This window comes from Salinivirga sp. (assembly GCF_055145285.1).
Map to the genome: position 1 here is coordinate 32831 of NZ_JBSRDC010000065.1, position 22855 is coordinate 55685.

Genomic DNA, 22855 nt, shown 5'->3' on the forward strand with positions numbered 1-22855 from the left:
TTATTCCTGAATTTAATTATTATACATGGATCGCGATCCAAATAGTTTGATTATCAAAACGCTGGCAGAAAAGTCGCTGGTGAAGCTTGATATCTACAACAATACATTTGAAGCTTTTAAGCTTATGAAGAAGGTCGCCCGCTATCTCGCCGGCAACTTCAGAAAACAAATCAAAACCATAGACGAACGTATTGTAGTGGAATTTAAAGATCAGGGTCCATTTCAATTTGGCTTCAAGATCGCAGGAGATATGCTGGTTTTTTCTATGCATACCAATGTTTTTGAGTTTGACCGAAAGCATTCTTTATGGAACACTCCTGTTGTAAAAAATGACGAGAGGGCTTCATACTGTGGCTTGATCCATATCTATAATTTTTTGGCAGATTCATTCAAATATAACCGTTCCGAGGATCTGGGCTACCTAATTGGTCGCATGTTCATTAATAAAGACAATTACTTTTTTGTAGAAGGAAAACGTCAGTTGGGCGTTTTATTTAATAAATTTGGACAGGAAACCATAGATACTAAACATATAAGGGATATATTACAGGCAGCCATACTTTTTTCTCTTGATTTCGATTTGCTGGTTCCACCTTATGATAAGGTAGCTGTGGCTTCTGTAGAGCAACTAACACGGAAAAATACCAACAATCAACTTAAAACAGCCAAAAGGCTGGGTTTTAAGTTTTACCAGGACGATGAAAATTTATCATATTTATAAACAATCAAATATCTAAGTTATGATCAGGAAAATATTCATATTTACACTAACCGGAGCTCTTTTATTCGGTGCTTGCAATAAAAGCACAAAAGAGGCTGATGAAGAAAAACAAACCAAATCTGAAATGCAACAAAAAGTTGAGCAATATGCTGTTGTAGATTTAACGGCAGACCTTAGTCACCTTTCAGATAACCAAAAGGAGATGCTGAAAATATTATTTGATGTGGCCGACATTATGGAAAAACTTTTCTGGCAAGATGCTTTTGGAGATAAAGAAGCACTCATGGAAGATATTGATGATAAGTGGACTAAGCAATATGCTGAAATCAATTATGGCCCATGGGATCGCCTGGATGGCAATAAACCATTTGTGGAAGGTTATGGCGAAAAGCCTGCAGGCGCCAATTATTATCCGGCCGATATTACAAAAGAGGAGTTTAAAGCATGGGACAACAAAAATAAAGACAGCTGGTACTCCATGGTTCGTCGCGATGATGAAGGTAACCTCATTAATATCCCCTATCACGAATATTATGCAGAGGAGGTAGATGAAGCCGCTATTTTGCTGAAAGATGCCGCAACTTATGCCGAGAGTGAAGGATTAAAGAAATATCTGAACCTCCGCGCTGATGCTCTACTCACCGACAAATACCTGGCCAGCGATTTGGCCTGGATGGATATGCAGGACAACATGATTGACTTTGTAGTTGGTCCCATAGAAAGCTATGAAGACAAGTTTATGGGTTATCGCGCAGCACATTCCGGTCAGATTCTGATAAAAGATATGGAATGGAGCAACAAACTCAATAAATACGGGAAACTTTTGCCTAACCTTCAAAAATCGTTGCCTTGCGATGAAAAGTACAAGCAGGAAGAAGCTCGTGCACATGCCGATATGAATGTTTACGACGTAGTTTATTACGCAGGTGATTGCAATGCAGCCAGTAAAAACATTGCCATTAACCTTCCAAACGATCCTCGAGTACATGCCGAAAAAGGTAGTCGTAAGTTACAGTTGCGCAATGCAATGAAAGCCAAATTTGAAAAGATTTTGGTACCGATAAGTGAAGTGCTGATTGCTGAAGATCAACGTAAGCATGTGAAATTTGATGCATTCTTTGAGAATACCATGTTCCATGAAGTAGCACACGGCCTTGGAATCAATAATACTGTCAATGATAAAGGAACTGTAAGAGAAGCTCTTCAGGATCATTACAGTGCCATTGAAGAGGGTAAGGCAGATATCATTGGTTTGTTTCTGGTAACCAAACTTAACGAGATGGGGGAGTTTGAAAACAAAGACCTGATGGACAACTACGTGACCTTTATGGCCAGTATTTTTCGTTCTATTCGTTTTGGTGTAACAAGTGCACACGGTGTAGCCAATATGGTACGTTTCAATTATTTTAACGACACAGAAGCATTTACCCGCAGCGAAGAAGATGGTACTTATCGTGTTAACTTCGAGAAAATGCAGCAAGCCATGCGTGACCTGGGCGGCGAGATACTGAAAATGCAGGGAGAAGGCGATTATGAAGGTGCTCAGATGTTGATTGAAGAAAATGGAGATGTTGGTGAGATGTTGCAAAAAGATTTGGAAAGAATAACAGCAGCTGGTATACCGGTAGATATCCGTTTTAACCAGGGACCTAAAGTATTGGGTTTGTAGGAGATTAAATAAAATATATAAAAAGGGAGTTGTTGTAGAACAGTAACTCCCTTTTTCTGTTTATTCTCTGTATTACCATTTTATTTCAAGACTACAAGCATTCAAAAAACGCCCTTCTTTGTTTATTTCTTGGAAAAGCCTGTATCTTTGTAAAAAATAATTCGATATGTCAGTTTACGGAAAACCCAGGATAGTGACCACGCACGTATTAAACGGAATGAAATTGCGCGGTGAAAAAATAGCCATGTTAACGGCCTATGATTATTCAATGGCCCGCATCGTCGACCAGGCAGGAATAGATGTAATTCTGGTAGGCGACTCTGCCAGTAATGTGATGGCCGGTCATAAATCTACGCTGCCCATCACGCTCGACCAGATGATCTATCATGCACAATCGGTGGTAAGGGCTGCCAAAAGAGCCTTGGTTGTGGTAGATATGCCATTTGGAGCCTATCAGGGAAATAGTAAAGAAGCTGTAAGTTCAGCCATTCGAATAATGAAAGAAACCGGAGCCCAGGCTATAAAAATGGAGGGTGGAGAAGAAATAGTCGAGTCCATGCACCGTATTTTATCTGCCGGTATTCCTGTAATGGGTCACCTGGGTCTTACACCCCAATCCATACATAAATTTGGTACTTACGTGGTGCGCGCCAAAGAAGAGGCCGAAGCCAAAAAATTAGTAGAAGATGCCAGGTTGCTGGAGGAAACCGGGTGCTTCTCAATTGTGTTGGAAAAAATTCCTGCAAAACTGGCCAAAGAAGTAACTGAAAGCTCTAAAATTCCTATGATTGGTATCGGGGCGGGCCCTGATGTTGATGGCCAGGTGCTTGTGTTGCACGACATGCTGGGCATTACACAGGATTTTTCTCCACGTTTTTTACGTAGATATCATAATTTATTCGCCGAAATATCCGGATCGGTGGAGGCATATGTAGAAGATGTGAAAGACCATAGATTCCCGAACGAAAAAGAACAATATTAAAAGGTACAAATTCTTATGAAACTAGACATCCTTTACGAGGATAACCACCTGATAGCAGTTAATAAACCTATAGGTATGCTGGTGCAGGGCGATGAATCAGGAGATACTTCCTTGCTGGAAGAAGTGGCAGATTACCTGAAAAAAAAGTACAATAAACCCGGAAAAGTATTTACCGGATTAGTGCATCGTATCGACAGGCCGGTTAGTGGAGTGGTGCTTATTGCCCGCACTTCAAAGGCCCTTGCCCGTATGAATGAGTTACTCCGCAACCGGGAAATAAAAAGGGAATACTGGGCCCTGGTAAAAGATAAACCCGAAAAACTAAAAGATACCCTGCAGCATTATCTCCGCAAGGATGAATCTAAAAATAAATCGTTTGCCAGTTTTAAGGAGAAAAAGGGAAGTAAACTGGCTATACTCGATTATGAAGTAGCCGGACGTTCATCCAATTATTATCTCCTAAAAGTGAATTTACGCACCGGAAGGCATCATCAGATTCGTTGCCAACTGGCTAAAATAAAAACACCCATACGAGGCGATCTTAAGTATGGTTTTCCACGCTCAAATAAAGGTGGAGGAATAAATTTGCATGCAAAAAAGTTAGCATTTATCCACCCTGTAAAGAAGGAAGAGATAATAATTGAAGCACCTTTGCCGTTGGATGATAATCTATGGCGCGAATTCGATCAACTGGCATGATACGTTTTGCAGTAATTGCTTTGTTTATTTTCTTATCAGTGAATACATCTGCGCAACTTTGGGTGAGGTACCATTACACACCCGATGAACTCGTACGCGAAAAGCTTGTAAAAGCCGGCAGTGGGGTGAAAATATTGAATGTGAGTTATCACGGATCTCGAAATTCTATTGCTTATTTCAACAACAATACACCAGGTTTTAACATCAAGCGCGGTATTTTGCTCTCAACCGGTTATGCCCGAAATGTGAGTGCACCTAACCGAACTGGTAATTCGGGTGCGCCAATGGGGTATCCCGGCGACAGAGATTTAAGCCGGTTGGTAAATAATCGTACAAACGATGCGGCGGTGCTCAGTATTGAGTTTATATCCTATGCTGATTCCGTTCAATTTCGTTACTTCTTTGGTTCCGAGGAATATCCCGAGTATGTCAATAAAGGTGTGAATGATGTCTTTGCATTTTTTATTCGCAAAAGCGATGAAATGGAGTACCAGAATCTTGCCCAACTTAAAGATGGCACACCTGTAGCCGTGGATAACATCAATAACCAAAGAAACAATGAGTATTACATACCCAATACCTATTTTACAGGTTACGATTACCATGAAATGCAGGATGATCCGGTAAATGCTTACCGATCGCAGGAGTTTACGTTTGATGGTTTTACTACGGAGCTTGTTGCTGCCACAAAGGTAGAACCCTATGTGAAGTATGAGCTGAAAATTGCTATTGCAGATGTGGGCGATGATTTATACGATTCCGGTGTTTTTCTGGAGCAAGGTTCGCTTGAAGCTCCTGAATTTAAGAAACTCGCCATTCATGATGTAGAGTGGGGCCTGGAAAAAGTACAGGCATCTTTTCAGGATAAAATCGATTTGCGCTATGAGCAGGATACACTTGTGGTAACATCGCACATAGGGTTTGAGTTTAATAAACATGATATCAGCGCAACTTACAATGAGTTTTTAACACAACTGGCCCAGATAATGAACAAAACAGAAGGGGTAGTATTGAATATCAATGGTTACACAGATTCAGTGGGGACCGATACTTATAATTTTAACCTTTCGCGTAAACGGGCATTGTCTATTGCCAACTTTTTGGTTAACCAGGGTGTGGCGCGTAGCCGTATGAAATGTAATGGTTTAGGTAGTAATGAACCAATAGCTCCCGACAGCACCGAGGCAGGAAGGGCCAAAAACCGCCGTGTTGAGTTTCATATCATTCAATCTTCTGAAGAGGTTGCTTTTTAGATTAAAATATTTAACCTGGCTTCTTCGTTCTCAGTGAGTTGGTTTTAATCAAAGGCCAGTGAAATTTTTTCAACAATTTGTTAATAAAATTTTAATATTAAGATTTTCTTTTATTAACTTTGACATAGCTGAAACTCATTAATATTTCACCTGTAAAAGCACTGATAATGAAAATTTTTGATATAATCCTCTTTGTCACACTTATAAGCATAGCTGTCGGGCAATTTGCTTTTGACCTTATTGGTGTTTATGGCATGTTGATATTAATTGCCATTGCCCTTGTTGGTTTAATGCCTACAAGAATGATTTTTAACAAAAATTCATTTGTCCGTCATCTATTACAGCGCATCACCAGTAAAGCTCAAAGGCAATAAATAATGAGCCTTATCGACCACCCAAAAACCATTTTGGCTACCCATAATAATTCTTATTGGTTTTTTAAACCGGGTTTCCGTTTCCAACATGGCTTGTCGGCAATTTCCGCAGGGTGTGACCACTGATGGCACCATTTTACCTTCTTTAAGAGCAACGATGGCAATAGCTTTTACGCGCTGCTCAGGATAATTGGCGTTGGCATAAAACAATGCCACCCTTTCAGCACACAGTCCGCTGGGATATGCTGCGTTTTCCTGATTATTTCCCATCAGTATTCTCTCATCCTCCAGCAAAACAGCAGCGCCTACGTTGAATTCTGAATAAGGTGCATAGGCATTTTTTGCAGCTTCTATGGCTTTTTCAACCAATCGCGCATCTTCTACCGGCAGTTCCTCTGCATTTTTATATGCTTCGTAAGAAAAATTAAATTCTGTTTTTTTCATATTTATGACTTATGAAGTTCAAATATGCAAAAAAAACGCCATGTTTAAAGCGAATTGGTACTAAACTTGCCTTTTTACAACTTGCAGTTAAATTAATAAACGCTAAATATTGCTGTAAAACAATAGGTTTGAGTAAGTATTGGATGATAAATACAACACATTTTTTCAACCTAAAAAAAAATTGAAATGCATTGGTGCTACAATACATTGGCCATTTTGGGGTAAATGAGTTTTTAAAGCATTTTTTATATTGCCAGTGTAATTGTACGAAAAATATTAGATTAGCAACAAAAAAGAGTTTCATGTTACGTATTATTATAAGTTTTTCTTTGTGGAGTATTTTGTTAGGTGTAAATGCACAACATTTATCCCATGAAGATTATATTGAAAAATATAGCGACATCGCTATATCTGAGATGGAACGCACCGGTATACCGGCCAGCATTACTATGGCGCAGGCCATTTTGGAGTCAAATAGTGGCAATAGCCGGTTGGCCCGCAAAGCAAACAACCATTTTGGGATTAAATGCCATGGAAATTGGGCTGGCCCAACCATCAAACATACTGATGATTCCCACAATGAATGTTTCCGTAAATACCGTAACGCAGCCGAATCTTTTAAGGACCACAGTGCGTTTTTGGTTGATGGCGAACGATACCGGTTTTTGTTCGATTACAAAGCAACGGACTATAAACGATGGGCGCGAGGATTGAAAACGGCAGGTTATGCTACAAATCCAGGGTATGCCAGGAAGCTTATTGAGCTTATTGAACGATATAATTTACATAAACTGGATGAGGGAGTGAAATTACAACTGGCTGATAAAAAGGATGGAAATGCATCGGATACAAATAATGATTCTTTTGTTTTAAGTACAGGTAAACATCCGGTTAAAGAACAAAACAGGGTGGAGTATACGGTTGCCAGGGCTGGTGATACTTTTGCCTCGCTCACCGAGGAGTTTGAGAAAATGCGCTGGGAATTACGTAAGTACAACGATGTACCCGAAGGTATTGAGCCCGAACCAGGCCAGATTATTTATCTGCAACCTAAACGAAACAGGGCTTCAACGGACAATAAACAACACATTGTTGAAGCGGGTGAGACCATGTGGTATATTTCTCAAAAATATGCTGTTAAGTTGCGTAAGCTCTATAAAAAGAACCGTATGGAACCTGGTGCTGAACCTGAAGTAGGCGATACAATATGGCTACGCAGAAAGAAACCGAGAAATAGATAAAATTCGTGTGCAATTGTGTTTGTTGCAGTTCTGTTAAAGAAGCAGGTAATAACTAAACACACATGATTGGTTTGACGAAAAATAAAAATGTCCCGAAATTATATTTGCAGCGTGGCTTGCTAACTAATTTACACCTATGGTTTTATTTCAGCTGCTTGTATTTTCGGGACATTTTATGGGAATGTTTTAGCAATTAGTTATTTTCCATGTACAGGAAGTTTCCGTCCATGTCGAAATACAACTCAATTTCATTATCCAGTTCTATTTCATACATTTGCTGGCCATCCTCATATTCCAGTTCTGCTTTAGCAATGGTATTGTCCGGGTAGTTCGATTCAACATAATCAATGATGGACTGCGGTAAATCAGCAATTGGTATGTGATTATCGTCACTTGACATGTAATTTCCATTACCGTCGAATTCGAGTTCCATACCATTGTCAAGTTTTATCTCATATTCTGTGGCACCATCTTCCACATCCATTTCTGCAGAGATGATTGTCGCATCAGGGTAATTTGCTGTTACATAATCTAAAATACCCTGTGGTAAATCATTGATACTGACGTGTGAACTGTCATCGTCAAAACCCAGGAAGTTGCTGTTTGCATCAAAGTAGAGCTCAAATCCATTGCTGAGCGTTATTTCATAAACCTGCATACCGTCTTCCATTTCCAGTTCGGCCTTGATGATGTTTTGGTCCGGATAATTGGTGGTTACATAATCTGCAATTCCCTGTGGAATGTTTTGCATGCTCATATTCATATTGCTGTCGTCCATTCCCAGGAAATTACCGTTGCTGTCAAAATACAATTCGTTTCCGTTGCTCAACTCAATTTCGTAAGTTGTGGTACCATCATCATACGTACGCATGTATATTTCAAGAATACTTGCGCTGGCGTAATTCTGGTTGATGTAAGTTGCAATTGCATCGGGATATCCGGTGCTGTCTACCGCTTCAAATTGGGTAGATTTCGGCTGACTGCTGGTTAGCTGGTTGTTTTCTTCATCTTTTTCGCATCCTACTGTGGCCAGTACAATTGCCGCTAAAATTATTAAGTGTTTGATCATTTTTTAATTATTTTAATTTAGTCTTATTATATTTAACGTTTGTGGCTGGGTTTTGTTTTAACTTAAAGCGGTATCCGTTTTAATCAGTTTATCTATGATATTTCTGTCAACTGCACAAAAAACTTAATGCCAAGTGATTATTCTTTCGCGGATATATCTTACTGGATTTAACAGTTTAATCCGTGTTCGATTTTTATCGTGACTTCAAGCTAAGAGATTTCATTGAAGGTAGATCGGTGACAGTGGGGATGCATATCTTAAACCCGGAGGGTTTACATATCTATTTATATGTAAAGATGTTACAGGGACTCCGGAGTCCAATTATAATGAAACTATAGATCACCGATTGAAATGTCTATTTGTTAATCACCTGGGCATCGCGGTGATTTTTATAGCTTGCTGTAAAGCTATAAATATGTGATTCCTCCGGAATCAGGAAAATCGGTGTAAGCTGTGGAACATAGAACGCGGATTAGGCATATTGATATTTTCTTCTCACCGTATTATGCTACAATGCATTAATCTGGAATTGAAAAATCGATATTGTTAATAAGCAGATTTTCGGGAATAAGACTTAAAGCGGATTCCGTTTTAATCAGTTTATCTATGATATTTCTGTCAACTGTACAAAAAACTAAATACCAAGTGATTATTCTTTCCCGGATATTTTTTATTGGATTTACCCGTTTAATCCGCAACTTTATGGATAGATTCAGCTTTTTTCCACTACAAATGCGATCAATTAAGTTCTTTGGAAATACGCTGCTTTTCTACTTTGTCTGGTTGACGAGTAGTGTTATCGCAGTATCAATCATGGTATCGTGGCCGTTGGCTTCGTCTGCAGGGTCCATGTTCACGTAAACATCGGGTGGTACGCCGGTTTCAAAATCGTAAAGTGTATCATTGGCAGGGTAGCCTGAGCGGGTTACGCTGAAACGGTAATACCAACCATTGGGCATTTGGCCGCCATGCGGGGCACCTGCACCACCTCCTGTGGTGTCGCCTACCTGGGTAACTTGTGGATAGGCTTTAAGTGCTGCAGCAAAAAAGGTAGTGGCGCTGTAGCAATTGCGATTGGTGAGAATGACCACTGGTTTGTTATATTTTACCTGGCCTTCCGGTTCATTGTATACTTTCATCAGCTCGCCGAAATCATCGTGCGCGGGCCCGTCTTTTATAACTGTGCCATAGATGTAATACTTTTCTTCAGTCAGCCGGTTGATCATCTGAAATATGTTGGTAATGGCTCCACCGCCATTTTGCCGCACATCAATAATGAGGGCTTTTGTGGGGCGCATTCTGTTGAGGGTATATTCAATGTCGTAATCACTAATCGGATTGCTGAAAGAGCCATAGTGAATATAACCTATGAACTGTCCGTTTACCGGAAATATCTGGTGTCTTAACGGTCCGGTGATGTAGGAGTGTTCTGAAAGGTTAAAATGGTTGAGCTCGTTGGGTTCGAGATAATAATCTTCGAGTAGCCGCCCATTGAAATTTTCAGGTGCATCATACGAAATGTTGTACCTCGATACATTAAATGATGAACGCAGGTTTACATGGCCATCTTTCAGTGTGCCCAGCATTTCGAACATCAGGTTAAAAAACGCTTCGTTGGGCATGTTCGAATGCACACGAGCCGAGTATTCCGTGTAAACCTCGTCCCAATCTATGTTTTTAACATCGAAATAGCTGTATTTTTCGTCAACCTGCTTCCACAGATATTCAAAGTTTGCTTCCGGGCTATAGTTGGGATCTCCGTCCATAAGGTTTTTTTCACAAGTGCTGAATGTCACCAATGCCAGGAGAGTTAGTGTGCTTATGTAAAATGATCTTTTATTCATGAGCTGTTTTGTTAAGTTTGAATTTGAAGATCAATTGAAACAGATGCTGCGTGCCACGCACCGGACTGTACCCGGGATCGATTTTGTAATATTTCCAGATATATCCAAAGCGAATAATGTTGCTGTTGCGTAAATGGTAGTTGATGCCTGTATTGAAATTCAGAAGTACGGCTTTACCAATGGCTGTAGATTCACTGCGATCCACGTCATACGGATCTGTTCTGCCATCGACGAAATTTTCAATAACCACGTATGTTGGCCTAAGATAAACGAATCCCAACGGAATGTCAAAAGCTGTTTCAAAACTTATGCGATGCGGATGATATTTTATTTGCCAGCGCCATAAATTGATTTCAAATCCTTTGAGATGAAGCACTTTGCTCAGCTGGCCCGAAATCCCTATCCCGTTTAGTACATCGTATCCGAATGCTGCATTGAACAATTGTTCATTGAATCTAAATCGCATCAGATAAGTTGCGTTGAGTCCTGCAAAAATGTTAAATGGTAATTTTTGGCCGGGATCGGGGTTCCACAAATATCGAGCTGAGAGGTCGATATTGTATGCCCTGAAATAGCCCAAATCATTAATGGCATCGCTACCCTGATAACTCATGCCTACGGCGGCTTGCATATCCCAGATGCGGTTCATTTTTTCTGATCGATATCCCAACAGCCCTCCAAAATTAAGTCCTTCATAGAGCAGCGGAGATACGCCTTCATCTATTGTTTTTTGTTGGCCTACATAGCCACCCGAAAGGATGTAGTTTGAACGATCGCTGTGGTCGAATAATCTGATTGTATCCTGGGTCTTTCCTAAAAGAGGAAGCAGTAATATGAGTGCGGGCAGAAGAAGCTTGTTCAAGGTGAATTTGGTTTTGGTTATCTGCAAATTTACACATTGTGTGCAGTAAACCAAATTAAAAATAAGCGCGTATATTTTTTTATTTTTATTAGTCATTGATGAAGCTTGCAATATGTTTTTTGCGTGGGTTCCAGTAACTTTTCCACGAGCCACCGGAGCGGTCATCGATAATAACACCGCGGCTCGTGCTGTGAATTACTTTTTTTATACCTTGTGTATCTGTGTCGAGAATAATTGCAACGTGATTGATATTGCCGCCTGATTTGTTTTTGGTAAAAAAGACCAAATCGCCCGGTTGTGCTTTTCTTTCCCTGATTTTTTGTCCGGAAACGGCTTGCTGTGCTGCGGTGCGTGGCAGATTAATACCTGCTTCGGCAAATACGTGCCCGGTGAACCCGGAACAATCAAAACCCCGTGAGGTTGTGCCTCCATATTTGTACGGCGTGCCCACGTAGTCCTGTGCTTTTTTTACTATGGTTTTGCGCAGCCCTTCTACTTTATAAGATGCTACTTTTTTAGATGCGCTGTTTGTATAAGTAATTTCTCCTTTTGCAAATTTAATTTGCGGAGCCTGTTCCAGTTTTTGTGAAAGTTCATGGATTTTTTGGCTGGTAAGTGTTCCTGCTTTTTCTTCAATTGCAGGCATGTCTTTATTTACTGTTTGAACCAGTTGGTCGGTCAACTGCTGAATATCGTCTTTTAAATAATCAGGTATATTTTTTTGCCGGGCCTGGTCCAAATACATTAGTGCGCCTTTTAGGTCGGCCGGCTCATGCGTATTGGAATAAAAATGTGTGTGAATTAAGGATTTGAAATAGAGTGGGGTAGGGTCGGCCGGATTTTTCTGAATGTAGCGGTTGGCCTTTTTTAATACTTTTTCGTATTGGGCTTTGTCGTATTTCTTATTGAGCTTTTGATATTGGTTGGTTGTACCGCAAGATGCTGTAAGCAACAGAAATAGTATCGTTACCGGAATTGTTATAAAAGTATTTCTTATGCTATTGCCACTAACCAAATAATTCATTCAGTGCTGCTTTATTTCTTTCTTTAATGCTTTCAAAAAGCGATTGTTCAAAAGTATCAAAATTAGTTTTTTCTGCTTGCATCTGTATATTTTTATCAGACAAATAATGTAGCTTATCGCATAAATTCGTCAAAGTTTCCAGTACATGAGAAGTAATAATGATTGTTTTTTCCTGCAACCTAAGCTCCAGGAGGATAGACCTTACTATGCGGGTAGTTTCGAGGTCAAGGCCATTAAAGGGTTCATCTAAAATCATTATTGGTTTGTCTTGTTTTATTACGCCCATCAGCGCCAGCTTTTTTTTCATGCCTGTGGAATACGTTTCTATTAAATCTTTAAGGGGCAACTTAAACAGGGCATTCCATTTATTTACATCGAAATTTGGGATTTTAAATATGTCAAGATATTCTTCTCCGGTAATATTGTCATAAAAAAATGGTTCTGTGGGTAACATACAAATGCTGCTTCTTTTTAGTTTTTCACTTTGCCGGTTAATGGTTCCTGAATGGATCTTTTTTATTCTGAAGAGTGCATTTAAAAGGGTCGTTTTACCAGCCCCATTCAGCCCTACTATACCATGAATCTCGTTTGGTGGAATTGATAAACAGAGGTTTTCTACTACGGTTTTTTTACCGTATTTCAGTGTCAGGTTTTTAATTGTAATCATTCAGGTATGATTTAAGGGTTTGCATGGCTCTGAGATAAAAATATATGGTCAAAATAATCAGTAAAGGGAGTAAAACCGGAATAAAAATGCTCAGTATTCCAAGACTCACAAAGATCTGTCCTGCTGTGTTTTTTTCATTTGGCTCATAGAAGGCATATTTCAGCATTATCATATAGGCTATTGTAAGAGCAAAAATGAGTGTTTCCATCACCGGGATATACCAAAATTCAGCATTGAAAATCGGGTAGATAACTATGAGCGGGGCCATGAACAAAAAATAAATTTTGAGTGCAGTAGTTATTTTGTGATGTATAAAATAACGGGGCGGCAATTCAGTGGCAAAAAGTATTTGTAAAGGTTCGCCTTTTTCATAAAACCCAAGCGGAAAAACACTTAAAATTAATATCGAAATTGGGATAGCAGCCGGATGAAAAGAGGTTGCCAGGGCAATCAGATAAATTATTATGATGAACAATGCGCCTCTTCGGAGACCGCTTTTCCACTCAAAAGCCCGTGGCGGAATCAATGCGGAGAGAAAATTGATATTGATATGTTGATATCGAAGCGGTGGAATAATACTTATTAGGCTAATTATGCCTGCATAAGTTATTAGATGCACAAAATTTTCATGAACACCGAGCGATATTAAAAGGGGTATGGAAATTAGAAAGTATTCTAAAGCCATAAGTGCAGGCGGCCATTGAAGGATGCCTTGAAGAAATGTCTTATCGGACCGTTTGAGATGAATCAAAGCAATTAGAAACCCATAAATAGAAATAAGCCAGATTGGATATTGATAGGCTGCATTGTAGATAATGTAAATAACAAAAGATAATGGCAACAATAAAAAAACAGCACGTAAAAATCCAATATCTTTCAGGGCTCGTAAACCCTGTACGAATCTTATCCTGATAATTTGTAGTTGCACTTTATTGCAATTGTTTTTTTAATGGTTACTCCAATTCGGGGTCTATATCTTCAATTCCATTGTTCCAGTCATCATTTTGATCAAGGTTTATGTTGAAATCTTCACCTTTCGCTTCCGATTCCAGAAATTCCTTGATTTCATGAGTGGACATTTTCTTTACATTGGTTATCAGGAAGTGCTCCTGTATGAATTTCCCGAAACTATTGCACTCCTTTGTTGCATTGGTTAATATTTCCTGTACAGGTTTCTCAATGGGTAGCAAGCAGGTGAGCATGGCAAATTTTTCCTCAAATTCTACTTCTTCCAGTTCACCGCCATTTTTCTTTATGTTATACGCAAATTCTTTACCTATCAGTTCTCTCTGAACTTCAGAATAATTTTCGTTATCGTTGTTTATTAGCACCACAAAATACCGTAAGTTGGTGCCTTTACCGCCCAGACCGGTAGAAACAAATAATTGTTTTTCGTCGAGTAATTCGCTTTCTAAAAGCATGCGACTTTCCTGTAGCCCCAGTGTTACCCATGCCTTCATGTCTTCATCTGCATGTGCTTTGTATTTTTCAAGGGCTCTAAAATATTCTACCTTGTCAAAAGATGCCAGTTTGCATACCAAAGCCTGTTTCTCCTCCACAGGCAGCCCGGGATCATATAGTTTTTGCACCTCTGTAAGGTAATCGTATGCTTTATCGAGTGTTTTTTTTACATCTTTAGCTTTTTGAAAATACTTCATTTGCAGTTTTATATCTATTTGTTCCTGCAATATGTTGATATTGGCAGATTTATCGCCAATCATCTTCTTCAATTTATCGTACAAATTATTCTGCTCTTCCATATGCCCTCCTGTTGCCCTTACATTATCTTTTTATACTAAATCTATCTTTTTTATTTTATTGGTTTAATCAAAGAAACAAAAATTATACAACTCTTACAATTGTAGAGCATAAGTCGGATTCTTATTTCCCTTTTCGTATATTATTTAGTATTTTCCCATAAAAGTGTAAACAATGAACTTTCAAAGTCAAAAATTGGATTTAATCGAATGGATTTCAAAACTAAACGACTCTTCGGTGATCGAGAAACTTCGGTCAATTAAGGAGAATTATGCCAAATCAAAAGATTGGTATGCCGACTTAAAAGACGAAGAACTTGCATCCATAAATCGTGGATTGCAGGATATCGAAGAAGGACGATTAAACTCTCATGATTCAGCCAAACAGATTTATGGAAAGTACTTATAAAATCATTTGTACTTACGAAGCCCCGCTGCCCCATGTATCCGCACGTGTGGTTTTCCTGCAAATTGACCGCACACTGTTTTTTTACGAAAAAATAGGAATCTCCAACAACCTTTGTTAAATTTGGATGGTTAGGGCATGCGTTTATTAAGCGTTTACCAAAAACAGATAGCCGCATCCAAAAGGTGCAGTTAGCCACAAAACGGTAGATGGCTATATGGAAGATCGGATGTGGTTATTACAGTTTTCTGTTAGTTGGCGGTAATTAAAATAAAACAGAACTAATGAAAAAAATTGACTTACCCCCAGCTACCGCGCTTGTATCGGGTGGTGTTTTAACTATCGACATACGATCTTTAATATAAGAATTACAAGCAGCAAACTAATGACCAAACTATGACATTTTTATGCAAAAGTAACTAAAGCTATTAAACACAATACCAGGGTTATCCGTTTAATCTTTCTTTCTTTTTACTAACAAAGAAATAATTGTTTAATTTTTCAACAATTTGTCTGGCACGGGTGATGTTCTTGTGCTTTAATGTGAGTTTATAACCATTCAATATCCCGATTATTGTATTATCAGTTGGTTCCTCGGGATTTCGCTTAACTGTAAATTCTTTCTTAATGCCCCTGGCGGCTTTCTTTTTATTGAAAGTCGCAATGTATTTTCTAATCCTGCCATCTTCTATATCAAAAGGTGCTTTTGGGGCTTTTATTTTCCTTTTTCCACTACCCCAGTTTTCACCTGTCTTAATTCTGTTGATTTGCATTTCGGAAACACCATAATCCAAAGCTATTTTTCTTAATGGAAGCCCTTGTTTAATTTGTTTTTTTATATGCTTTACATCTTCATGCGTAAGTTTAGTGTTGGTGAATTTTCTTTTTTTAACGATTAAATTTGTGTAATGAAGATTTTTTTTATTGCCATCCCTGTAACCAATTTCTTGTTTTTTCTTATTTACCCCTTTGGGTAATTTGCCAAAGGCGATTGCAACTAACGTGGCTACCGGAACACTACGTGGTTTTCCATTATCGTCAGTAAGGCTGGCATATCCATGTCTAAGCTTACCATTTTGCACTCTAAATTGGACTTCTAGCTCGGTTATATAGACTTTTCCCTTTGTACGCCAGGATCTTTTTCTACCTGTATCGGTCCTGTATATTCGTCCTGACTCACTTATATGGTATCTTTCAAAACCTTTTACACTATAGCAAACTTCACTATTGATTATTTTTTTGCTCATCCTTATTATGTTGCCTTTTAATTTACTACGATAAAACAAAGATAATAACTTTCGGGATTTTAGGTTTCAGGTCCCGAAAAACACAAATTTTAAATTTGTTTGTTTTTCGTGGATGCTCGAAAAATTACATAAATCAAAGATTTATAATTTTTGGCATTTCATGTTTCAGGTTTGTTTTGACAGTTTCCTCCACTACCGATCGTTTTCCCGTAATTTCATTTGCATATAAAATTTTTGAACCCACCGCAGCCATTTTTTTACAAAAAAATAGGAATCCCCAACAACCTTTGTTAAATTTGGATGGTTACGATAAACGTTTTAATAAACGTTTATCAAAATCAGATAACCGAACACAAAATGTTCGCTTATCGCCGGAAAATGGAATGATAAGTGCTATTAATAGCACTTATTTATATGTTAGCGGTAATTAAAGAGTTTGTAACTTTTTAGGGAAATTTAAGAAGAATGTTTAAATTTAATAAAATCAAGAAACATCAATAAACAATAGATAATGAGAATTTATACTTCAATTGTAATTATATTCATTTTTTTTAATTTGTTTGGACAGAAGGACACAATTTCAATAGTAGATAGTAATCGAGTTAAAAAACAATCTACATCCACTAAAAATAAGCATGAGAATTTATACTCAAGTCAAGTTCGAATAGATTCTATAATAGGTGTAATTCTTAGTGAGCAAAGTCAATTAAAACAGAAAAACGATATTCTAAGAACAACTCTTGAATCAAATACGAATATCTTCAATGGTATTTCTTCATTTTTTGCAATTATTTCAATATTATTGACGATAGTTGTGATAGCAATCCCATTAATTAATTACTTTCTTGTTTTAAAACCCAACAAAAAAATTGTTGATAAAGTCAAGAATCTTGAAGAAGATGTTTTAAAAACATTAGAAGGAAATTTTGAAAATTACTTTGAAAAACTTAGAAAACAAAAAACAACAAAAATTTTAAACCTATTAAATGATAGATTAAGACTATCTGAAGTAACAAATTATTTTGTGTTAAACGATACGGATAATTTGGAAGAGGAAGATATCGCAAAAATCATTGATTTTTTAGATGAAAACGATGATATTGAAGAAATAGATGCATCAATATTACACTCTATTGTTATTGAATCTGATTTTTTTATTGCCGAAAAATATTATAAATCTATATTTGAAAAAGATGAAGAAAATAAATATGAGTTTGCTGTTAAATATCTTGTTGATAATGATTTTGAAAATCATATTTCATACATTGAGAAAATAATCAAAGCGAATGATAAGGGTCATCATTTATTAATTAGATTTTTCGAATACATTAAAAATAACTTTATTGGAAATCTAATGGAAAAAAAAGTTTCGGAGAAGAAAGAAATTGGAGTGAAATATATAAGACTTCTTTTTGATAATGTTAAAATTTTAAACTCTATTAAGGATAAGGAAATTCCAAAAACCTCTGGATTTGAAGAGCACCCAATTTCTAGAAATATCCTAAATCATAACCCGTTTTTAAGAGAAACAAATTATTATGAAGAATATTTAAAAGGTTTAGATACATAATATTAATACAAAGAAAATATGAAGAAATCAGATGACGAATTGACGAAAATAATTTCTCGTTGGCACACAGCTTTTTTCATGGGTCAAGCACTACTTGAAGATTATGCTGAACGAATGGCAAAGCTTGAAGGAAGTGACCCAGAAGATATTAAAAAGTCGGTAAAAGAATTGGCAGAAAAGAAATTTGACGAATTCAAAAAATCAAGTCCGCTTATGGCGTTACCACAGGAAATAAAACATATACAAGAAGTATGGATACCTTATGCAATTAAAGCTTGTAAAAAACTTTCAATTCCATACAATGTAAATCACATTGATATTGACAAAGCATTTAAAGACATTAAATCAACTGATCCTGATTTATATCAATTTATGATGGATTATTTTTCAGCATTTGAATCCTATAGTTTATACTATCATGCTCTAAAAAAAGGTGAATCTGGAACAATGGATGAATATTATAAAGTTGAAAAAGAGATGAATGACAAGCAAACAATCCTTGACAATCAATTAAATAATCATTAAATGAAATATAGTTTTGAGCAACTCAATGTTGGTGATGAAATCTTTTTTGAAAATGAGTATCTTGATAATTTTGATCTCTATTGGAAAATAATATCTAAAAATATCAATGATACAATTACCGTTGAAGTAAACGAAATGGGTAGACATGACAGAATTACGATTGAACTAAAAGATATTAAATATCATATTCCATCAGGAAAAGCCTAGTACTATGGATATTATAAACTACCGCTAACAAAGGCGAGTGGGAAAAAGGCGCTTGCGTTTAATTTAAACGATATTTAAGCTAAATTTGAGTTGTTGTAAAGAGAAAGGTTTGTAAATATAATCCTTTCTCCCACCAGCCAAACCGTTGTATGCTAGTGCGAAACTTGCAACGTAGATTTTTCAAAAAAACAAAACGGGTGTACCGGTTTTGGGTATAGTCGGATTGTACCTTTGTAGAAACAAAGGGAAATATTATGAACAAAGAAAGTAAAATAACGGATTCCGATGACTTACAAGTTCAATACGAACATTGCGAATTGACTGCTCAATTTGAAAAGTCATTTATTCATTGGGAAGAGCCGATTGATAAAGAATTGATACTTCAAATTCTTGACAAAAATAGTAAAATTGACACTCCTTTTAAACTTGCATTCGCTTACGACTTAATTAAAACGTGTAACGCTGACAATGTAGTTCTTCCGAAAATACACGAAATTATTGAGGAAATGCAGGAGGACAAAGAGTTTAAAGAAATTTGGCTCAGCTATAATAATTCCGGTGAAAATTTAGATTTAACAAAGACAAAAGAAGAAATTAGAAAGGATTGGTTAAATTTAACAATTGAATACGATGGGAAATTAAATTGTCCAAATAATATGAATCTATTGACAACCCCTCATAATCGGATAAACGATATTTGGGGCAATCCAGCTAAGGTTTGGACAAAAATGCTTAATCGTAAAATGTTTGTCATAAAAGTCTTAGACGAAAAAATTGGAGAGATGTTGTTTCCAGTACAAAGAGATGAAAACGACTCGTTTTTTGTTTTAGGCAGGGGCTTTTCTCCAATGCGAAATCAAGAATATATAAATCTTTGCCGTGAGTTGTGGGAAATTATCATTAAGCCTGAAAATCAACAGTTTTTTCAACAAAATTACAGGCATAATAATGAACAATTGCGGCATCAACATCAGGAGGTGTTGGATTTACTTGATGAATTGTAAATAAAATATTAACATGAAAACTTAATAGCATGCAAAAAGAATTATTTCAAGAATGGCTCTTTAAAAAATACACGAATAAAACAACGGTGACCATATTGTCACAGTGTAAAAGAGTTGAAGAATTTCATGGTGATTTAGATAAGCACTTTTCAAAGAACAATTGTGAGGAGTTAATGTATTTATTGTCATACAATACAAATGACGAGAGTCTAAAAATAAAACCAAGGCATAAAATCCCCATTAATGGTAATATAAAGAATGTTTCTGCATCTTATAAAAAAGCAATTAAGTTATACAGAACCTTTTGTTTACAAAACTCAAAAGAATTTATAAATGGTAATTCTGTAAATAACCAGAAAGGATTTGAAAACACTAATTATAAGAATAAAGGAGAATGCAGCTTAAGATCAATCGATTATTCTTTTGATAACTTAGATAAATTAGATGAATATTTTGTATGGAATGTTGGTCAATGTGCAATAGTTGAGCCTGAAACAGAAAACTTGTTTGATATTGCTCTTAATTATTTTAAAAATTTAGAAGGAGAATGGTTCTTTAAGAAAGATAATAGCAGTTTTTTCACTAGAATAATTCCTTCTTTAGTTCAAAAAGATTCGACACTCAAAAGATTTTTTCATGAATTATTTGAAAGGACTGAACCGCTGATTGAAGAATATATTCAAGAAATTTCTTCAGATGAAGAGGATTATGACTTAACAATTACTGATGATGATATTTACTTAGCTATGCGTGATGAAGATGAAACTCGAAAAAGTATAACGGGATGAAAATGGTTGGTTAATTTAATAAAAGGCAATATGCTATCTGAAAATAAATTAAATATTAATTTTAAAAATATAAGTAATGGCTATTTTTAACGGAACTTTGGAAGAGTTTAATAAGTATTTGGGACCACACATGAGAAATTTAATTCAAACTTCAGTAGCTCGAAAATACAGATCTGATGTAGGAAAATGTGAAATATGTGGAACAAAAAAGGGATTACAAGCTGCCCATAAACATGGAAAAGATAGGGTTGATCTCATAAAAGAGGCGGCTAAACCCTATATTGCTGGAAATGATATTGTAAATGGAGACTTGCAAACAATTGAAGCTAAATTCAAAGACTTGCATCAGCCAGCAGAAGAAACGTTTTATATACTTTGCGGTAAATGCCATAAAAATTATGATAGAACTCCCACTACTTCCTTTGATGAATTAAAAATTCAATATGAGATTATAAAAGTTGAAAATAGATTCCCAGATTGGTTGGAAAAACCAAATCAGCAAAACACAGTCTTAATAAATACATTTTTTCAAATTCAAAAAGATTTTGTGACCACTATAGAGATGCTAAAAGAAAAGGCTTTGGATCTAAATAATTTTGATTCAACTCTACGAAACTTATCTTTTATTGGAACAAATAATTATGGGAAGGTTTTTGAGATTGATGGAGATCACATTCACTTATGGGAAGAAGTGAGTGATTACATTATAGAACAATATAATAAAAGTAATGAATAACCTTTTCTACCTACTCCATGGTACAATTTTCCGCACAAAGGAAGATTTGAACGATTTAATTGAAATCAATGAGGTTTTCAGCGATGAAAGCCTCATTGTTGCCCGCCGGAATGCTTTTCGGAAATACCAAAGCTACGTGGATGTGTTTATGGATGGTATCGGAAAAAAATACAACACATACAACGACTCCGTTCAGAAATTGCAAGACTTTGTCAATTCATATCGGGTTGAGCATCCGTTAAATAATCCGGATTTGGGTAAAATAGAGGTTGATTTTGATAAAGGCCTGTTTATTTATCTTGTTATAGACCCATCAGATACATACACGACAAAGGAGGGCGATCTGATTTACAACAAAAAAATCTTAATCCATTTCTTCAATGCCGATTTTGAGAACTATTGGAAAGCTGCTTTAAAGGGTTTGCAATCGGAGGCGGACTTCTATTTGTCAAATAATATCGATGTAAACAAAGAGCTGGAAACAATAGCACATGCAAACAAAAACAGCATTAAAATTATCAATACACCCATAAACTATCAAAAGCTAATCGACAATGGATTATAAAAAATTATGGCGAAATATATTCGTTTATGAACACTTAAAGAAAAACCCTTATTCATCAACAGCAGATTTAATTGAAGAAATCAGGACAAGTTTCAGTTTTGTAGATAATGTTGATGAAGAAGTGATTACTCCGAGAGTATTAAAAAGTAATTTAGGGGAAATAGAAGACCTTTTTTGTATTAATATTGAATATTCACCCTCCAAAAAGGGACATTACATTGAAGAGTCGGATCAGACCAAAATTGCTGAGCGGGCTCTGGAGTCGTTGCAATTTTATTATCTTATGAAGAATGTTCCTGATGCGCTTAAATACATTCGATTTTCACCACGCAAAGCATTTGGCACTGAGTTTTTTGTCGATATTTTAAAAGCCATTGAGGATAATAAAAAAGTCAGGTTTTTATATGAACATTACGAGAAAAAAGAGATAACCGAGCGCATTGTTTCACCACTTGGTTTGAAAGAGTTTAAAGGCTTTTGGTATTTGATTGCCGATGACAAGGGAATTATTAAAGTGTTTGGGTTGGACAGGATTACTGGTTTAGCAAAGTATAATGAAAACGCAAGAAGGCCAAAAGATTTTGACATGGACGAGTATTTTAAACACTGCTATGGCATCGTCCGTTTTCCTGATTCTGAACCGGAAGAGGTTTTAATAAAAATGAAACCCATTAAAGCTGCATATTACAAAGCCAATCCGTTGCACCATTCGCAAAAAATCGTTGAAGAAAATAAAGATTACGTAGTTGTTTCACTTTATGTGTATTACACCTACGATCTAAAACAAGAACTCCGCTCACATCTCAGGGAGGAATTAGAAGTAATTCAGCCTAAAGATAGTCTTAATTCAGAGCGATATTATTAGATGCAAAGAAACCAAGGCAAAAAACACCAGCATATAACACGGGCGAAGTGGGAAGAAGGCGCATGTGGCTGATTGCGTCGACAGTGGAGCTAAACAACCACCGCCAAATTTTAAGTATTGTTGAGAAAAGTTGTATATTGTAAAATGTAAAATTTGGCTTGGTGCAGTTATGAAGGTTTGCGTAAGCAAATCTTCCTCCCACTAGCCCAACCGTTAGGGGCAAGTGAAAAAGACACAACGACAACCTGAAATGATAATTATAAAAAATGATATATCAGTGGATTTAGCTTTATGATAAGACAGTGCAAATTTGATGGAAATTTATTTTGTTTTTTT

General features: G+C 36.6%; 25 protein-coding genes. 16 read left to right on the forward strand and 9 right to left on the reverse strand.

What is annotated here, in order from left to right; genetic code table 11:
• Window positions 1-25 precede the first annotated feature (25 nt).
• The 6 genes from ACTB0Y_RS14150 (at window position 26) to ACTB0Y_RS14175 (ending at window position 5698) form a co-directional block, all read left to right on the forward strand.
• Window positions 26-721, forward strand: a complete 696-nt coding sequence (locus ACTB0Y_RS14150; RefSeq protein ID WP_463207487.1) for a hypothetical protein — start codon at window positions 26-28, stop codon at window positions 719-721.
• A 19-nt stretch (window positions 722-740) separates the two neighbouring features.
• Entirely contained in the window at window positions 741-2390 is a 1650-nt protein-coding gene (locus ACTB0Y_RS14155) for a dipeptidyl-peptidase 3 family protein (protein WP_463207488.1), read from the forward strand.
• 166 nt (window positions 2391-2556) lie between these two features.
• Complete coding sequence (gene panB / locus ACTB0Y_RS14160) at window positions 2557-3372, forward strand: 3-methyl-2-oxobutanoate hydroxymethyltransferase (protein ID WP_463207489.1); 816 nt, start codon at window positions 2557-2559, stop codon at window positions 3370-3372.
• Between the two features lie 15 nt (window positions 3373-3387).
• Entirely contained in the window at window positions 3388-4071 is a 684-nt protein-coding gene (locus ACTB0Y_RS14165; protein ID WP_463207490.1) for an RluA family pseudouridine synthase, read from the forward strand.
• The gene (locus tag ACTB0Y_RS14170; RefSeq protein WP_463207491.1) at window positions 4068-5324 is read left to right on the forward strand and encodes a choice-of-anchor L domain-containing protein; all 1257 of its coding nucleotides are present in this window, start codon (window positions 4068-4070) and stop codon (window positions 5322-5324) included. Before ACTB0Y_RS14165 ends, ACTB0Y_RS14170 begins: the two co-directional genes overlap by 4 nt.
• Before the next feature lie 167 nt (window positions 5325-5491).
• Entirely contained in the window at window positions 5492-5698 is a 207-nt protein-coding gene (locus ACTB0Y_RS14175; protein ID WP_463207492.1) for a hypothetical protein, read from the forward strand.
• Here the strand turns inward: ACTB0Y_RS14175 and cdd are convergent.
• The gene (gene cdd, locus ACTB0Y_RS14180) at window positions 5663-6142 is read right to left on the reverse strand and encodes a cytidine deaminase (RefSeq protein ID WP_463207493.1); all 480 of its coding nucleotides are present in this window, start codon (window positions 6140-6142) and stop codon (window positions 5663-5665) included. The genes ACTB0Y_RS14175 and cdd overlap by 36 nt on opposite strands.
• A gap of 302 nt (window positions 6143-6444) precedes the next feature.
• Between cdd and ACTB0Y_RS14185 the strand changes: the two genes are divergently transcribed.
• Complete coding sequence (locus ACTB0Y_RS14185; RefSeq protein WP_463207494.1) at window positions 6445-7383, forward strand: glucosaminidase domain-containing protein; 939 nt, start codon at window positions 6445-6447, stop codon at window positions 7381-7383.
• A gap of 193 nt (window positions 7384-7576) precedes the next feature.
• Here ACTB0Y_RS14185 and ACTB0Y_RS14190 read toward each other — a convergent pair whose 3' ends face one another.
• The 7 genes from ACTB0Y_RS14190 to ACTB0Y_RS14220 form a co-directional block, all read right to left on the reverse strand.
• Window positions 7577-8452, reverse strand: coding sequence for a PepSY-like domain-containing protein (locus tag ACTB0Y_RS14190; RefSeq protein WP_463207495.1), 876 nt, complete (start codon window positions 8450-8452; stop codon window positions 7577-7579).
• A gap of 770 nt (window positions 8453-9222) precedes the next feature.
• Window positions 9223-10296, reverse strand: coding sequence for a S41 family peptidase (locus tag ACTB0Y_RS14195; RefSeq protein WP_463207496.1), 1074 nt, complete (start codon window positions 10294-10296; stop codon window positions 9223-9225).
• Window positions 10289-11158 carry a hypothetical protein gene (locus ACTB0Y_RS14200; protein WP_463207497.1) on the reverse strand — a complete coding sequence of 290 codons (870 nt, stop codon included), beginning with the start codon at window positions 11156-11158 and terminating at the stop codon, window positions 10289-10291. The genes ACTB0Y_RS14195 and ACTB0Y_RS14200 overlap by 8 nt, the downstream gene beginning before the upstream one ends.
• Before the next feature lie 88 nt (window positions 11159-11246).
• Window positions 11247-12182: a C40 family peptidase gene (locus tag ACTB0Y_RS14205; protein WP_463207498.1), complete on the reverse strand. Its 936-nt coding sequence runs from the start codon at window positions 12180-12182 to the stop codon at window positions 11247-11249.
• Window positions 12166-12849 carry an ABC transporter ATP-binding protein gene (locus ACTB0Y_RS14210; RefSeq protein WP_463207499.1) on the reverse strand — a complete coding sequence of 228 codons (684 nt, stop codon included), beginning with the start codon at window positions 12847-12849 and terminating at the stop codon, window positions 12166-12168. The genes ACTB0Y_RS14205 and ACTB0Y_RS14210 overlap by 17 nt, the downstream gene beginning before the upstream one ends.
• On the reverse strand, window positions 12836-13777 hold the full coding sequence (locus tag ACTB0Y_RS14215) for a hypothetical protein (RefSeq protein ID WP_463207500.1): 942 nt from the start codon (window positions 13775-13777) through the stop codon (window positions 12836-12838). The genes ACTB0Y_RS14210 and ACTB0Y_RS14215 overlap by 14 nt, the downstream gene beginning before the upstream one ends.
• A 25-nt stretch (window positions 13778-13802) precedes the next feature.
• Entirely contained in the window at window positions 13803-14609 is an 807-nt protein-coding gene (locus tag ACTB0Y_RS14220) for a hypothetical protein (RefSeq protein ID WP_463207501.1), read from the reverse strand.
• A 172-nt stretch (window positions 14610-14781) separates the two neighbouring features.
• On the opposite strand from ACTB0Y_RS14220, the gene ACTB0Y_RS14225 reads away from it, so the two are divergent.
• Window positions 14782-15015, forward strand: a complete 234-nt coding sequence (locus ACTB0Y_RS14225; RefSeq protein ID WP_463207502.1) for a hypothetical protein — start codon at window positions 14782-14784, stop codon at window positions 15013-15015.
• Window positions 15016-15458: 443 nt separating this feature from the next.
• Here ACTB0Y_RS14225 and ACTB0Y_RS14230 read toward each other — a convergent pair whose 3' ends face one another.
• A complete protein-coding gene (locus ACTB0Y_RS14230) occupies window positions 15459-16259 on the reverse strand; it encodes a hypothetical protein (protein ID WP_463207503.1) in 801 nt (266 codons plus the stop codon).
• A gap of 511 nt (window positions 16260-16770) precedes the next feature.
• On the opposite strand from ACTB0Y_RS14230, the gene ACTB0Y_RS14235 reads away from it, so the two are divergent.
• The 8 genes from ACTB0Y_RS14235 to ACTB0Y_RS14270 all read left to right on the forward strand — a co-directional run bounded on the left by ACTB0Y_RS14235 (window position 16771) and on the right by ACTB0Y_RS14270 (window position 22519).
• The gene (locus ACTB0Y_RS14235; RefSeq protein ID WP_463207504.1) at window positions 16771-17829 is read left to right on the forward strand and encodes a hypothetical protein; all 1059 of its coding nucleotides are present in this window, start codon (window positions 16771-16773) and stop codon (window positions 17827-17829) included.
• Between the two features lie 18 nt (window positions 17830-17847).
• Complete coding sequence (locus ACTB0Y_RS14240; RefSeq protein ID WP_463207505.1) at window positions 17848-18354, forward strand: hypothetical protein; 507 nt, start codon at window positions 17848-17850, stop codon at window positions 18352-18354.
• Window positions 18355-18561: a hypothetical protein gene (locus tag ACTB0Y_RS14245; protein ID WP_463207506.1), complete on the forward strand. Its 207-nt coding sequence runs from the start codon at window positions 18355-18357 to the stop codon at window positions 18559-18561.
• Between the two features lie 254 nt (window positions 18562-18815).
• Window positions 18816-19565 carry a hypothetical protein gene (locus ACTB0Y_RS14250; RefSeq protein WP_463207507.1) on the forward strand — a complete coding sequence of 250 codons (750 nt, stop codon included), beginning with the start codon at window positions 18816-18818 and terminating at the stop codon, window positions 19563-19565.
• Window positions 19566-19594: 29 nt separating this feature from the next.
• Entirely contained in the window at window positions 19595-20353 is a 759-nt protein-coding gene (locus tag ACTB0Y_RS14255) for a hypothetical protein (RefSeq protein WP_463207508.1), read from the forward strand.
• A 76-nt stretch (window positions 20354-20429) separates the two neighbouring features.
• Window positions 20430-21089 (forward strand): hypothetical protein, encoded by a 660-nt coding sequence (locus ACTB0Y_RS14260; RefSeq protein ID WP_463207509.1) that lies wholly within the window; start codon window positions 20430-20432, stop codon window positions 21087-21089.
• Window positions 21082-21654: a hypothetical protein gene (locus tag ACTB0Y_RS14265; protein WP_463207510.1), complete on the forward strand. Its 573-nt coding sequence runs from the start codon at window positions 21082-21084 to the stop codon at window positions 21652-21654. The genes ACTB0Y_RS14260 and ACTB0Y_RS14265 overlap by 8 nt, the downstream gene beginning before the upstream one ends.
• Window positions 21644-22519: a helix-turn-helix transcriptional regulator gene (locus tag ACTB0Y_RS14270; RefSeq protein ID WP_463207511.1), complete on the forward strand. Its 876-nt coding sequence runs from the start codon at window positions 21644-21646 to the stop codon at window positions 22517-22519. The genes ACTB0Y_RS14265 and ACTB0Y_RS14270 overlap by 11 nt, the downstream gene beginning before the upstream one ends.
• The last annotated feature ends 336 nt before the right edge of the window (window positions 22520-22855 follow it).

Coding starts and splice junctions, on each gene's coding strand:
- ACTB0Y_RS14150 (WP_463207487.1), top strand. CDS start 26: ATGGATCGCGATCCAAATAGTTTGATTATCAAAACGCTGGCAGAAAAG.
- ACTB0Y_RS14155 (WP_463207488.1), top strand. CDS start 741: ATGATCAGGAAAATATTCATATTTACACTAACCGGAGCTCTTTTATTC.
- panB (WP_463207489.1), top strand. CDS start 2,557: ATGTCAGTTTACGGAAAACCCAGGATAGTGACCACGCACGTATTAAAC.
- ACTB0Y_RS14165 (WP_463207490.1), top strand. CDS start 3,388: ATGAAACTAGACATCCTTTACGAGGATAACCACCTGATAGCAGTTAAT.
- ACTB0Y_RS14170 (WP_463207491.1), top strand. CDS start 4,068: ATGATACGTTTTGCAGTAATTGCTTTGTTTATTTTCTTATCAGTGAAT.
- ACTB0Y_RS14175 (WP_463207492.1), top strand. CDS start 5,492: ATGAAAATTTTTGATATAATCCTCTTTGTCACACTTATAAGCATAGCT.
- cdd (WP_463207493.1), bottom strand. CDS start 6,142: ATGAAAAAAACAGAATTTAATTTTTCTTACGAAGCATATAAAAATGCA.
- ACTB0Y_RS14185 (WP_463207494.1), top strand. CDS start 6,445: ATGTTACGTATTATTATAAGTTTTTCTTTGTGGAGTATTTTGTTAGGT.
- ACTB0Y_RS14190 (WP_463207495.1), bottom strand. CDS start 8,452: ATGATCAAACACTTAATAATTTTAGCGGCAATTGTACTGGCCACAGTA.
- ACTB0Y_RS14195 (WP_463207496.1), bottom strand. CDS start 10,296: ATGAATAAAAGATCATTTTACATAAGCACACTAACTCTCCTGGCATTG.
- ACTB0Y_RS14205 (WP_463207498.1), bottom strand. CDS start 12,182: ATGAATTATTTGGTTAGTGGCAATAGCATAAGAAATACTTTTATAACA.
- ACTB0Y_RS14210 (WP_463207499.1), bottom strand. CDS start 12,849: ATGATTACAATTAAAAACCTGACACTGAAATACGGTAAAAAAACCGTA.
- ACTB0Y_RS14220 (WP_463207501.1), bottom strand. CDS start 14,609: ATGGAAGAGCAGAATAATTTGTACGATAAATTGAAGAAGATGATTGGC.
- ACTB0Y_RS14225 (WP_463207502.1), top strand. CDS start 14,782: ATGAACTTTCAAAGTCAAAAATTGGATTTAATCGAATGGATTTCAAAA.
- ACTB0Y_RS14230 (WP_463207503.1), bottom strand. CDS start 16,259: ATGAGCAAAAAAATAATCAATAGTGAAGTTTGCTATAGTGTAAAAGGT.
- ACTB0Y_RS14235 (WP_463207504.1), top strand. CDS start 16,771: ATGAGAATTTATACTTCAATTGTAATTATATTCATTTTTTTTAATTTG.
- ACTB0Y_RS14240 (WP_463207505.1), top strand. CDS start 17,848: ATGAAGAAATCAGATGACGAATTGACGAAAATAATTTCTCGTTGGCAC.
- ACTB0Y_RS14245 (WP_463207506.1), top strand. CDS start 18,355: ATGAAATATAGTTTTGAGCAACTCAATGTTGGTGATGAAATCTTTTTT.
- ACTB0Y_RS14250 (WP_463207507.1), top strand. CDS start 18,816: ATGAACAAAGAAAGTAAAATAACGGATTCCGATGACTTACAAGTTCAA.
- ACTB0Y_RS14255 (WP_463207508.1), top strand. CDS start 19,595: ATGCAAAAAGAATTATTTCAAGAATGGCTCTTTAAAAAATACACGAAT.
- ACTB0Y_RS14260 (WP_463207509.1), top strand. CDS start 20,430: ATGGCTATTTTTAACGGAACTTTGGAAGAGTTTAATAAGTATTTGGGA.
- ACTB0Y_RS14265 (WP_463207510.1), top strand. CDS start 21,082: ATGAATAACCTTTTCTACCTACTCCATGGTACAATTTTCCGCACAAAG.
- ACTB0Y_RS14270 (WP_463207511.1), top strand. CDS start 21,644: ATGGATTATAAAAAATTATGGCGAAATATATTCGTTTATGAACACTTA.